Origin of the sequence: Galbibacter kalidii, assembly GCF_026241135.1 — a bacterium.
GTDB lineage: Bacteria > Bacteroidota > Bacteroidia > Flavobacteriales > Flavobacteriaceae > Galbibacter.
The window spans coordinates 207,325-220,979 of sequence record NZ_JAPFGA010000003.1 but is presented as its reverse complement, the minus strand read 5'-3'; the positions used below and the strand labels follow the sequence as shown (position 1 = coordinate 220,979).

Genomic DNA, 13,655 nt, shown 5'->3' with positions numbered 1-13,655 from the left:
ACGAGATCTACCTGCCGGTAGACAGGTTTGCAATCCGTTTAAACTATAGTCCCACCAGTTAGGCTTTTGATTCTTAGTTTAACGCCAGTTCAATGTTAATTTTTGAAAAAAGAGCAGATAAATTTGCGAAACCGAAAAGTTGCATATATATTTGCAACTGATTGGTTTCATAATTAAGAAGAATGAGAAGAGATGTATTTCAGGCAATTGCCGATCCAACAAGAAGAGCCATTATTGCTTTAATTGCAATGCAGGCAATGACACCCAATGCCATTGCCAAGAACTTCGATATATCCCGACAGGCAGTTTCTAAGCATCTAAGGATTTTATCCGAATGTGAATTGATCAAGCAGGAACAACAAGGTCGTGAAATCTATTATCAGTTGGAAGTTGAAAAAATGAAAGAAATAGACCAATGGTTGGAACAATTCAGAAAGATCTGGGAAAACCGTTTTAGTCAATTAGATGATTTATTATTAACCATAAAAAACAAGAAAGATGAAAAGTAATTTAAGTTTTGAGTTTACCGTGAACAAAGAAACAAAAACGGTAGAAGTAAAAAGAGAATTTGGAGCCGGACTTTCGCTGGTCTGGAAAGTATGGACAGATCAGGAGTTGCTCGATCAGTGGTGGGCACCTAAGCCTTGGGTCTCAAAAACCAAATCTATGGAGTTTAAAGTAGGAGGCAGAAGACTCTATGCCATGTGTGGACCAGAAGGTGAAGAACATTGGGCGCTAGCGGATTATACGGTCATTAGTCCGAAAACAAATTTTAAATTCCTGGATGCCTTTTGTGATAAGGACGGAAATCTAAATGATGAATTTCCCCGCTCCAATTGGAATGTTGACTTTAAAGAAGGGGAGGGTACCACCATGGTAAATATCTTGATCAAACATAAAGAGCTTTCCGATTTGGAAAAAATCATAGCTATGGGATTCAAAGAAGGCTTTACCACTGCTATGGATGGTCTGGATGAATTGTTAAAAACCAAAGCATAGGAAGAAACCGGACTGGCTTTTTTGATTTTTGGTAATGTAATTCTAATATTGGATCATCGTTATTCTACTTTGACGTGAAGTAATTCTAATATAAGACAAAGTAACTTTACATTGGGGCATAGTAGTTTTACATTCTAGCGTAGTAATTTTAATTTATGCCACAGTACTTGCCCATATGAAGTCAAAATTTATTTTTAACGCTTTACTGATTAGCCTGTTTGCTAGTATAATTACTATTATTGCATATTTGCTGTTTTAAAACAAGATTAGGCTTTCCATAACAACTATCATAATATCACAATGAGAGATATTCAAACCCGGGATGATATTTTTAAACTGGTTTCTTCTTTTTATGAGGAAGTACGACAACATCAGGTCATTGGTTCTTTTTTTAATGAAACCATATCAGATTGGGATGCTCATCTGAATAAGCTTACCGACTTCTGGGAGTCAAATCTTTTTCATAAAGCTCGCTATAAAGGGAATCCTCATGAAGCCCATGTCAAAGTTGATAAGAAATTTAACCATACCATAGAAATGGAACATTTTGGGAAATGGATTGAGTTGTGGTTTTCTACAATAGATAAACTATATGCCGGAGAACTGGCCGAAAGAGCCAAAAACAACGCCCGAAAAATGTCCACGAGTTTATATTTCGGAATTTACGGGAGGAGGTGATAGCTGCTGATCAATGTTATTTTATAAAATTCTTTTTTCATTATCGATATTTCCACTAAGTAGATTAATCTCATTGTCTTGAGACCAGTTTTCAGGTATTTCTATATTAAAGTTAAATTACTGAGGTTCTGATAAATACTATCAAGCATTATATATTTTAAACAATTTCGTAGAAAAAAAGCATAAAAAATCACTTTGAAAAGCTTGTTTCTAAAACCTCTCCTTCATATTTTCGTACTTTAATTATATTTAATCTAAATAAAAATAAATAACTAAATCAACTAGAATGAAATTGAAAACTCTGCTTTTCATTTGCTTGGGGATTGTTTTTTCACAAGTAAGAGCACAACAGGATAATGCATTAATAACAGGTATTGTTATAAATAAAAAAGGTGACCCTGTGACCTTTGCCCATATTTTACTCAACGGATCCTCCACCGGAGCAACAACCGATGCCAACGGTAAATTTGAAACTAATATAGTGCCCGGCACACACGATTTAAAGATAACATCCATAGGGTATAAGCCTTATACCGAGCGGATAAGAGTCTCAGGAGATAATATTGACCTAGGGCAAATAACCATAGAAGAAAATGTAGAAGCATTGCAAGGAGTGACTTTAACTTCCGATCGGATCAATAAGTTTGCCAATAAAAAAACGGACTACGTAGCACGGATGCCTCTCAAAAACTTGGAAAATCCGCAGGTGTATAGTATCGTGGGTAAAGAAATGATAGAAGAGCAGATCATGACAGACATAAAAGAACCATTACGTTCTGCTCCGGGTGTTGTTCCTGCCGATTATGTTACCGGCATGTTCAATATAGTATCCAGAGGATTTAAGTTATGGAGCTATGCCCGTAACGGTTTAGCCACTTCTGTGTGGAGAACAGGGACAGAAATAGCTAATCTGGAAAGGATAGAGCTTATCAAAGGACCGTCGGGTACACTTTTCGGTTCGAGTGCATCTTCCTTTGGAGGGGCATTGAATTTGGTGACCAAAAAGCCGTATTCTGAATTTGGAGGACAGCTAAGTTATAGTTTGGGGAGCTTTGAACTGAGCAGGACCACTTTGGATGTCAATACACCCCTGAACGAAGACAAATCCTTATTGTTCAGGTTGAATGCTGTTCATCATAAACAAAACAGTTATAACGAATATGGAAAAGGGAAAAAGACTTTAATTGCTCCCAGTCTTTTTTATCAGGTAAACGACAAACTTTCTTTCCTTTTTGACCTTGAGTATTTTAAAGGAAAAGGTACACAGGCTCCATTTACACTTCTCGGCGCCGATGCAGATTTTGGCTCTTTTGAAGATATTCCGGTGGATTTTGACGCTTCTTTTTATAGGAACGATCTGTTGAGTGAATCGGAAGCCATGAAATATTTCTTTAAGGCACAATACCAACTGAGTGACAATTGGACATCTACCACTGACATTTCCCATATCAATGAGTTTGTAGATCATAGTTATCAACCTTATAATAATTGGATCGATAGGGAAACCCTTGTTCCAAATGTAAGGCTTTTTGGTCCAAGGGATAGGACTTCGGCAAATTTTCAGCAAAACTTCAACGGTTCTTTTCAAACCGGGAGTTTCCGACACAATATGTTGATTGGGGCGAGCTTTGAATATATTAAAGAATCTGCCACATACCGAGTGAGTCAGGATTTTGATGTGGTTTCTGTACAACAACCCTACGATCTTTTGGGGAAAACTGAAGTCGATCAGATATTGTCAGATCCCGCTACAGTTGGGGGTGGTATGTCTGGTCAAAATGCCTTCGGGTTATATATGTCTGACGTTATTGATTGGACAGATAATCTATCTACCATGCTTAGTCTGCGTTTGGATAGATTTGAACGTACAGAAGGGGACTACTATGCACAAACTTCACTTTCTCCAAAATTGGGACTGATCTATCAGCCGGTTAAGGATCAGGTGTCACTTTTTGTTAATTATATGAGTGGCTTTAAAAACCAAGCTCCCGGTGATCAACCGGATGGAAGCACCTTTACACCGGATCCTGTATTTGCCAACCAGATTGAAGGAGGGGTTAAAACAGAGTTATTGGATAAGAAGTTGAATATGACCCTTAGTTATTACCATATTGGGATTGATAATGCAATCCGTACAGGTGATGATCTTTTTATTATTCAAGATGGTGAACAGGTAAGCAAAGGAGTAGAATTTGAACTGATCGCCAATCCGCTCAAAGGTCTTAATATTGTGACAGGTTACGCTTTCAATGAAAACAAAATCATTCGTGCGGCCGCCAACGAAGGTAATTTGATTCAAGGAGCACCGCAGCATATGGTCAATTATTGGGTTAGCTATCGCTTTCCGGCGATAAAAAGTATCGAAGGTATCGGAATAGGCTTTGGTGGTAATTATGTAGATGAATCTTTCTATAATGCTAGTAACACAATGGTGATACCGTCCTATCATTTGCTTAACGCTACAGCATTTTATGAAACGGGAAAATGGCGATTAGGGCTTAAATTCAATAACATTACTGATGAAGAATATTGGGACATATCCGGGAATCAACAGTTTACCCGAAATGTTACAGGAAACATTACTTTTATGTTTTGATTTTCTTGTTAACTTCAAATAAAGAATGAAACAACTTATTAAAAAACTCCATCTTTGGCTCGGACTTGCTTCCGGGCTGGTGGTGTTTATATTGGGTATTACAGGTTGTATTTATGTTTTTGAGGAAGAATTAAAACATGCGTTTTATCGAGAATGGTACGATGTGGCTCCACAACAAAATGAACCTTTACAGCTAGAACAACTCCTTCCGATAGCACAGGAGGCGTTGGGGAAAGACAGACCTGTAAAAGTGATCAATGTCCCGGCTGAATCTAACAAGAGCTATCGTTTCATGACCTTCAAGAACAATCCGTCAGGTTGGAACTATTTCAATATATATCAATATTACCAGACGGTATTTATCAATCCTTATAACGGACAAGTATTGAAAGTACAGGACTCCAAAATGGAGTTTTTCAGGATTGTGGTCATTATACATTACAATCTTCTTTTGGGTAGTGTTGGTAAACAGATAGTAGGTTGGAGCACCGTCGTTTTTATATGCTTGCTGTTATCCGGATTGGTGTTATGGTGGCCTAAAAATAAGACTGCTGCCAAACAAGTTTATTGGTTTCGTTGGCGCCCTACAACCAAGTGGAAGCGAAAGAATTATGACCTTCACAATATTCTCGGTTTTTATATTCTTGGTTTCGGACTTGTTATTGCCCTTACCGGACTGGTTTGGGCCTTCAATGGGTTTAGTTCCGGAGTGGATTGGCTCGCCAATGGAGGAGTACATTCCCCAAAAAGGGTTTCTAAATATGTCGACCGTAAACCTGAAAAAGAAGCAAAAGGCGTTTATGATGTAATATTACAGGATCTTGCTGAGAAAAAAAAACAAGCCGATAGTTATGAAATACGCCTAAATAATACCGCATTCCTACTTCAGGGAGTAACACGATACGGAAATAATCCCAAAAGACATCAAGTTGATATTTACCAATACCATCCAAAATCGGGCGAGCTCATAGAACAGCTCACTTATGAAGAGAAAACCAATGGGGAAAAGTTGAAAAGCATGAATTACACCATTCATGTAGGGAGTATATTGGGACTTCCCGGGAAAATACTTGCTTTCTTCGTTAGTCTTATCATTGCCAGTCTTCCCATTACGGGATTCTTTGTTTGGTATAACCGTACTTATGGGAAGAGATAAGATAATCAGCATAAAAATTACTGTTTAAAACTGCTCAATACTGCACCCCATACCTTAATTTTTTTCTTTCATCAATATTTTTTCCACAAACGCTTTCTCTTTTTCGGTGAGCTTAATGTCCTCCATTTTTAAATTCGGGTCAGGCATATACCAAGCAAATTGAGAAAAGTATTCTTTAAGGTCTGGACTGTCGAAATCATATCCATATCGAGCATATATGGTATTTCTTAAAAGTCTGAGTTGGCTTTTAGAATGATTGGTTTCTAAGGTCAGGTTGCGTATTGAAATGATTTCTCCCATCATGGCTTTCCCGTAGTCAACCGGTGAACTGTAGAAAGCGTATTTACTTATCACTCCAAACTCAATGTTTTTTGTTGGTTGAAAGTCCGTCACCTTAATTTGAAGCTGACCGCTAAGGACCCTGACCATTCTATACGGGCCATTATCGATATAGTTAAATTTTTTATTGATCACTTTTCCTGAACCGATTATCGACCAATCGGCAGTCTGACCGAAAATGTCATTGACGTAGAAATATTGATTTTGCCCCATGTCAATGTTGACTGTCAGGTCTTTTATTTTTCCACCGGCCCATTTTGAACCTGTTGTGAGGATGTAGTTATAAAACCGGTCGAATGAAACATTACTACTTGCCGGAAAATTGTAGCTATGGTTGATTTGATTCAGTCCCGGTTTAAACGTGATTTCAAAGAGGAAGACAAAAATACCTGTCTCAGATTGAGAAAAATGGAAGTCTTTCGGGTCTTTCAACTCACAATCTTCACATTCGGCAGCTTTCAATTGGTATGGAAGGATCTTTCCGTTTTGAATAATGGTGAAGTTATTTATTTGATTGAGGTTGCTCAATGAATCCGAAACATCGCCTGCAGCAGTTGGAGCTTGGAATCCAATCAAGAGTTTTCTGTCGGTGTTTTCAGGGTTATTGAATTCAAATTGAATGTTAACATAAGCAACCCTGTCCTTTATTTTGAATGATAGTATTTCTTTTTCCAAGGAAATTTTTGTCTCCTGAGTTGGGTAAATCACGCTTCCCCGGGTCAGATATGCACCATCATTTCCAAAAACGGAAAATGTGAGGATGAGCATCAATATTGTCGAAAGTTTTGTTTTTATTTCGTTCAGTATTATACCATTGATTTGTTACAATAGGTTGCTTTTTCAAAATCCCTAATATTGATTGAAATAATTGAAACGTCCGGGAACATTGATTTCAGTTCAGCAATAATTCTTTCAGAAAGATTCTTTTTTTGAGAAACAGTTCGTCCTTCCATAATATTAGCGAAAATGTGAATAAAATCATCTTTTGTATTTCCGATATTGTAATATTTAAAAGGGTTAATTCTTACTTTAATGTCTCCTTTATCAAAAAGGTCAGTTGATTCAGCTGTATCATATACCTTCTGAATGATTTCTTTCGGGGATTTTATCTTTATGATATTTTCAGAACAATCAATTACAAAATGTGGCATAAATTAGTTTTTAATTTAAATGTTGGGAAACTTATTTCTGTTTCTCTTTTCAAATATATGTTAACTCTGATTATATCCACCACCAAAACGATAGCTCAACGACAATCCATGTGTATTGGTGAGGGGGGAATTGGTAGTCCTGTGGTTATAGGAATAGATAAACCGCAGGTTGTTGAACACATAAAAACCGGCCAAAAAGTTGAACATGGACGTGGTTCTATAGCCAACACCGACTTCAACTTTGCTTCGGTAACTCACCAGTAAATTGATGTCCAACTGCAATGGAGCTCCTTCTTCATATTTGAGTAAAGCGTTGGGCTTGATCATATAATCCTCAAGGGCATTTCCATAAAAGCGATATCCGAAATAGGCATAATATGGACTTTGAAGATTTACACTTTTATCTGATGATAAAGTATTTCCCAGTACATTTGGAGCTGCAAGTCCCAAATACAGATCTCTCCGGTTGTATAAAAAACCAACTCCGATAGTGGGGATGCTTGCGTTGATGTTTTCATCAAAATTAGGGTCGTCTTCCAGACCTAATTCCAATAGATTCTCCCGATATGATAAAAGTCCGGCCGTAAGTCCGAAGGATATCACTTGAGGATTGGCTTGAAACCACCGGGGCTGATTGTAATCACGCCCCAAATGTATTTTGTAGGCATAAGAAGCAAAAACCTGTGTGGCTTCTGTCACTCCAATTTGATCATTGATAATCCCGGCACCAAATCCCATTTTTCCGAGGTTTCCCATTCTTCTTTTGTCCAATGAGGTGTTGAAAGTCCCGGTAAATGTTCTCGGACTCCCTTCAACAGAATTTCCCATACCGTGATTAGCCAACACGACTTCTGTTTCCGAATACAGACCAGCATGGGCCGGATTAATGACCAATGTATTGTATATGTAATCTGAAAACACAGGGGTTTGCTGCGCTATTGAATGCGTAGCTATTATAAAAAATGCAGTAAATATGGTGGTTTTTAGTAGTCGCATATTAACGTTTTAATACAATAAAGCCTTGTAGGTTATTGTGGTTATGGGGTTCGTTGATTCTGATTGTATAGAAATATGTTCCATTGGGGAGTTTGTCTGCCCCCAATCCTTTTAATTGATTGGCAGTTCCGTTAAACACATTAGTGTAATTGTCATAGCCTTTTACTTCAAAGATTTTATCTCCCCATCTGTTGAATACAGATACTTCATTGTCGGGATATTCTTCAATTCCCGGGATTTCCCAAAAATCGTTGATACCATCTCCATTTGGGGAAATCCCGTATTTGGAAGTATTTGCTATCGGATTTGAAGTTGTAGTCCTAAAACTGTATTCGTTACATCCTGAAGCATCCCCTGCAGAATTGTACGGAATGACTTGAACATAAATCTGTGTGTTTTCAGGTAGAGGCTCTGAAAAAGTATAGGAAGTGATGTTACCTACATCCAAATCCTCAACAATATCTCCTCTTCCCGGTTCAGTTCCCACTGTCAAGCGGTAGCCTTCAGCTGAAGATGTATCCCCCCATTCCAGCTGGGTGTCTACCGCTATGTCAATGGTATTATTAGGTACTTTTAATGAAGTACAATCAGGTATAGTGATTAGTTTTTCTGTGGTAAAACTGATTTCTGTAGTGCATCCTCGTGAAGATTCTTCATCTTCAGGACTTCGCTGTCTCGGAGTGATGCTAACGTAGATGGTAGTTTCCTCCGGTAATGGTTCAGTAAGTGTAAAAGTTTCTTCTTCGATCAAGGTATTGACTAAATCAATTCCACCGGGAGTTGTTCCTACCAACAACAAATAATCGTCGGCTCCTTCACTTGCTGTCCATTGCAGTTCTATGTCAATAGCTACATCAGTAGCACCATCCAATGGTTGAAGAAAAGTCACGCATTCAAGAGTATCGATGACTTTTTCCGTAGTAAAACTAGTCTCGGTACATGCTGTGGCATCCCCTACGGAATTGTAAGGAGTGATATTTACATAAATAGTGGTTTCCTCCGGCAGCGGATTTGTAAAAGAATAGTAAGTCAAATCTCCAACATCTAAATCATCGACGATATCTGTTCCTCCTGAGCTTGTCCCTACAGATAAGCGGTATCCTGTAGCCGAACTACTCGTTTCCCATTCTATGTCGGTGTTAATAGCCACATCAGTATCACCATCTAGAGGTTGGATCAATGTTGTACACTCAGGAGCTTCGGTAAGCTTTTCCGTAGTAAAACTAGCTTCGGTACACGCTATGGCATCCCCGGCAGAGTTGTATGGTGTGATATTGACGAATATTTCTGTTTCTTCAGGTAACTGAACGGGGAACGTAGTTAGGTCTCCAATATCAAGGTTGTTGATGATGTCTGTTCCTTCAGAAGTTGTTCCAACTGATAATCGGTATCCCGTAGCAGAAGCGATAGTTGCCCATTGCAAGTTGGTATTGATAGTTACATCGGTAGCCCCGTCCAAAGGTTGGGCGAGTGCTGTACAAGAAGGAGCAGTGATTGTTTTTTCCGTAGTAAAATGAGCCTCAGTACATGCTGTGGCATCCCCAACAGAATTATACGGTGTTATGTTAACATAGATATCTGTTTCTTTCGGTAGCGGATTCGTAAAAGAATAGTCCGTCACATTCCCTACATCAAGATTATTGATGATATCTGTTCCTCCTGATGTTGTTCCAACAGATAATTGGTATCCTGTAGCCGAACTGCTAGTCGCCCATATCAAGTTGGTGTTGACAGAGATTTCCGTGTCACCGTCTATTGGTAGACTAAGTGATGTACATTCAGGGGCAGCGGTGATTCTTTCCGTAGTAAAACTAACTTCGGTACACGCTGTGGCATCCCCAGCAGAGTTGTACGGAGTAATATTTACGAATATCTCTGTTTCTTCAGGCAACTGAACCGGTAACGTAGTCAGACTTCCTACATCGAGGTTATCGATAATATCAGTTCCTCTTGAAGTTGTCCCTACGGATAGGCGATACCCTGTAGCAGAGGTGATGGTCTCCCATTGTAAGTCGGTATTGATAGTTATATCAGTTGCGCCATCCAAAGGTTGGGTGAGTGTTGTACAAGAAGGAGCGGTAATTGTTTTTTCCGTAGTAAAACTAGCTTCTGTACATGCTGTAGCATCCCCTGCAGAATTGTACGGTGTGATGTTGACGAAAACCTGAGTGTCTTTAGGAAGTACATTCGCAAAAGCATAGTCGGTTACATTCCCTACATCTTCATTATTTACAATGTCGGTTCCCCCTGAAGTTGTTCCGACGGATAGACGGTATCCTGTAGCAGAACTGCTAGTCGCCCAAATCAGGTTGGTGTTGATGGATACCTCAATATCGCCGTCCGTTGGTACACTTAATGAAGTACATTCAGGTACGCCCAAAGTGGTAAAGGACTCTTCAGCACACCCCACAGCATCCCCTGATTCGTTATAAGCCGTAATGTTAGCGTAAACGGTAATTCCATCAGCTAAAGCTTCGGTAAAATTGTAAGTCGTAACATTGCCCAGATCTTGGTTATCCACCAAATCGTTTCCACCTGAAATCGTCCCCACAGTCAAACGGTAACCATCTGCACCGGTAATAGGCTCCCATTCCAGACCGGTGTCGACGGACACATCCGAGGCACCGTCAAGTGGTGCTGTCAGTGAAGCGCATTCCGGTACCGCAAGGGTAGTGAAGGATTCTTTAAGGCATCCTGTGGCGTCTCCCGATTCGTTGTAAGCAGTGACGCTGACATAAACGGTAGTCCCTTCCGGTAGGGCATTGGTAAAACTGTAAGTTGTGACATTGCCCAAATCTTGGTTATCTACCAGATCATTTCCTCCGGAAGTCATTCCTGCTGTCAAACGATAACCATCGGCACCGGTAGCAATAGCCCATTCCAGATCGGTGTTGACGGACACATCCGTGGCATTGTTCAACGGAGTTGTCAGTAAAACACATTCAGGTACGGGCAGGGTAGTGAAGGACTCTTCAGTACATCCTACAGCATCCCCTGAATCGTTATAAGCCGTGATACTGATGTAAATGATGGCATCTCCCGGTAAAGCTTCGGTAAAACTGTAAGTCGTGACATTGCCCAAATCTTGATTGTTCACCAATTCGTTTCCACCTGAAGTCGTTCCCACAGTCAATCGGTAACCTTCGGCACCAGTAACAGCATCCCACTCCAGATTGGTATTGATAGGGATATCCGTGGCACTGTCAAGCGGAGCTGTCAAGGACGCACATTCTGGTATGGCTAGAATTGTAAAAGTTTCTTCGGCACATCCTGTTGCATTTCCAGCGTGGTTATAGGGTGTAATGTTTACATATAAAACAGTGCCTTCAGGTGGTATTGTCGCAAGAGTATAAGTTGTTACATCACCCACATCTTCATTATTCACTAGATCAATTCCGCCGGAAGTCGTTCCAATGGTTAGATAATAACCTTCCGCAGTTGATACAGCTTCCCACTCTATTTCAGAAGGACCAACAGATTCTACAAGTGAAGTACATTCAGGGATATTATAAGTGGTAAATGATTCTTCTGTACAACCGGTATGGTCTGTCCCTCCATCATAAGGGGTTATGTTTACATATATTCGGGTGTTTTCCGGTAGGTTTTCCTCAAAATTATAGACAGTGGTATTCCCTACGTCTTCATTATTTACAATATCGGTTCCTCCCGGAGTCGTCCCGACATTAATTTTATAACCACAGGCACCCGGGTCATCACTCCATTCAATAGCGGTATCTGTTGGGACATCTACATCACCATCTAAAGGAGCGGTCAAAGACACACATTCCATTATGGCCATATTTACCCCAAGGACAATTCTGTGGCGTTCCAGTTCCAGGTTTTTGCCGTCAGTTCCAGGCGGGTCTTCGTTTTCAAAAGGTACCAAATCACTGGTCACTATACAATAATAAACCCCGGTATCACAAGTACTGGCACTTGTCAATTCATAATTAGGGGAATCAGGGGCGTCGGGAATAGGCTCACCGTCTTTATACCATTGATAATGGTTTTGTTCTCCGCTTACTGTTGTGGTTAAAATAATAGCTTCTCCTGCATCCCTTACTATGATATCACCTTCTTCATCTACTTTTGCCTGTGGAGCATAGGTGTATGAAGAAAATATCATTGTTAAAGATTCGGGATACCTTGGTGTATTCGAAAGTTCAACAAAAGCATCATGAACTCCTTCCAAATCGCCGAATTCAAAAGAATTCTCTTCTATGGCCAACTTAAAGCCGAAAGCATTCCCATCTACCAAAGTTGAAAAATCGGGAACAGTACCGGATAAATTATTATTACTAACATTTAAATTGTTGTACCAACCTAGTCCGCTATCATTAGTCCGTATGATATGGTATTGTTCGAGAATCGAATTTCCACTGAGTTGGTTATCATTGGCATAAAGATCTTCTAGCCCAATACATTTACTGATATCGAGTTCGGTCAATTGATTATAACCAACACTCAGGTAGTCAAGCTTTGTGTTTTGGGTGACATCTAAAATGCTTATGTTATTATTACTTAGATTAAGATCAGTTAAATTGATGTTTTTGGAAATATCTATAGCTGATATTTGATTGTATTGGAGTTTTAAATCCCTTAAAAGGGTATTGTTGGTAACATCTATAGCAGTCAATTTGTTGGATTGAACCTCCAAACGAGTTAAACTGGTGTTTTGGGTGACATCCAGAGAAGTAAGATTGTTATAAGCAAGATCGGCAGAAGTTAAATTAGTGTTGTTGGTAATGTCCAAAGAGGGCATATAATTATTGTTGAGTTCCAGTGTTTTAAGTGCCGTATTTTGGCTGATATCGATATTTAAAGGAGTTTCATCTCTAGCCCATTCTACAGTTAAGTTTTCTAATTGGGATGCATTTTCAAAAGAGGTGATACCGGTAAGCTTATGGCTATATATATCAATTCTTTTTAGAGTTTCTGTAGCTGGTAGTTTTAAATTTTGGACGCCTGTATACCTAAGAAATAATTGCTCTAAAGCGACGTATTGTGAAACATCTACCACGTCAATACCAATCGACTGTATTCTAAGGTTTTTAAGTTTGTCTTTTACAGCAGGTAATGTTAATGTCACACTTCCTTCGTTATCATCTAGAGTAAAATTTTGAAGCCCTGACATATTGGTCAAATCAATTTCGGTCAATTTCAAATCACCTAATGATATGCTTGTTATCTGGTCTGTTGTTGTCGGGAATGTTAATGATGATAGGTTTCCAAAATCAATTATCCTGATATCTGTTAGGCTGATGTTGTTTGATAAATCCAATGCCGTAATAGGAGGGGCACTATAAGTCCCTGTTATATTTAATTTTGTCAGGGCTGTATTTGCTGAAAGATCCAAAGAGGTTAGGGAATTGTTGCCAAGGAAAGTCAATTCTTCCAAAGCCGTTAAAGCTCCAGTGGGTATGGTGGCAAACTGATTTCTACTAAGGTTCAAAATCGTCAAATTGGTAAACGCCTCCAACCCGGTAAAATCGGTAATGTCGTTACGGTCTAAGATCAACTGCGTAACACTTTGTGCATTGGCATTAGAGATCGTTCCGTTAACAGTACCGTCGGTGTCTATACCTTGATCCACCAAAAATTGTTCAAAATTGTTATCAGATATGGCAGTAGTTTGGGCTTGAATAGACATAAAGCATCCAAACAAAAGAAGAAGTAACAGTTTAGTTTTCATCTTTGTTTATTGTTGATTCAGGATTTTGTACTGTGCAATATTAACTGA

General features: G+C 39.2%; 9 protein-coding genes. 5 read left to right on the top strand and 4 right to left on the bottom strand.

The features are described from left to right. The first annotated feature begins 182 nt into the window (after positions 1-182). The 5 genes from OOZ15_RS04980 (at position 183) to OOZ15_RS04960 (ending at position 5,429) form a co-directional block, all read left to right on the top strand. Positions 183-509: an ArsR/SmtB family transcription factor gene (locus tag OOZ15_RS04980; protein ID WP_265954808.1), complete on the top strand. Its 327-nt coding sequence runs from the start codon at positions 183-185 to the stop codon at positions 507-509. Further along, on the top strand, positions 499-999 hold the full coding sequence (locus OOZ15_RS04975) for an SRPBCC family protein (RefSeq protein ID WP_265954806.1): 501 nt from the start codon (positions 499-501) through the stop codon (positions 997-999). Before OOZ15_RS04980 ends, OOZ15_RS04975 begins: the two co-directional genes overlap by 11 nt. Positions 1,000-1,299: 300 nt before the next feature. Continuing rightward, complete coding sequence (locus OOZ15_RS04970; RefSeq protein WP_265954804.1) at positions 1,300-1,677, top strand: group III truncated hemoglobin; 378 nt, start codon at positions 1,300-1,302, stop codon at positions 1,675-1,677. Between the two features lie 286 nt (positions 1,678-1,963). After that, positions 1,964-4,273, top strand: coding sequence for a TonB-dependent receptor (locus tag OOZ15_RS04965; RefSeq protein WP_265954802.1), 2,310 nt, complete (start codon positions 1,964-1,966; stop codon positions 4,271-4,273). A gap of 25 nt (positions 4,274-4,298) precedes the next feature. Then, positions 4,299-5,429, top strand: coding sequence for a PepSY-associated TM helix domain-containing protein (locus tag OOZ15_RS04960; protein WP_265954801.1), 1,131 nt, complete (start codon positions 4,299-4,301; stop codon positions 5,427-5,429). A 54-nt stretch (positions 5,430-5,483) separates the two neighbouring features. On the opposite strand, the gene OOZ15_RS04955 is transcribed toward OOZ15_RS04960, so the two are convergent. From OOZ15_RS04955 to OOZ15_RS04940, 4 genes are read right to left on the bottom strand one after another with little or no spacing between them, the layout of a single operon-like run. Beyond that, positions 5,484-6,536: a YARHG domain-containing protein gene (locus tag OOZ15_RS04955; protein WP_265954798.1), complete on the bottom strand. Its 1,053-nt coding sequence runs from the start codon at positions 6,534-6,536 to the stop codon at positions 5,484-5,486. A gap of 38 nt (positions 6,537-6,574) precedes the next feature. Then, entirely contained in the window at positions 6,575-6,919 is a 345-nt protein-coding gene (locus OOZ15_RS04950; protein ID WP_265954796.1) for a 5-carboxymethyl-2-hydroxymuconate Delta-isomerase, read from the bottom strand. Between the two features lie 60 nt (positions 6,920-6,979). Beyond that, the gene (locus OOZ15_RS04945; RefSeq protein ID WP_265954795.1) at positions 6,980-7,915 is read right to left on the bottom strand and encodes a PorP/SprF family type IX secretion system membrane protein; all 936 of its coding nucleotides are present in this window, start codon (positions 7,913-7,915) and stop codon (positions 6,980-6,982) included. A gap of 1 nt (position 7,916) precedes the next feature. After that, positions 7,917-13,607, bottom strand: coding sequence for a T9SS type B sorting domain-containing protein (locus OOZ15_RS04940; protein WP_265954794.1), 5,691 nt, complete (start codon positions 13,605-13,607; stop codon positions 7,917-7,919). Positions 13,608-13,655: the final 48 nt, after the last annotated feature.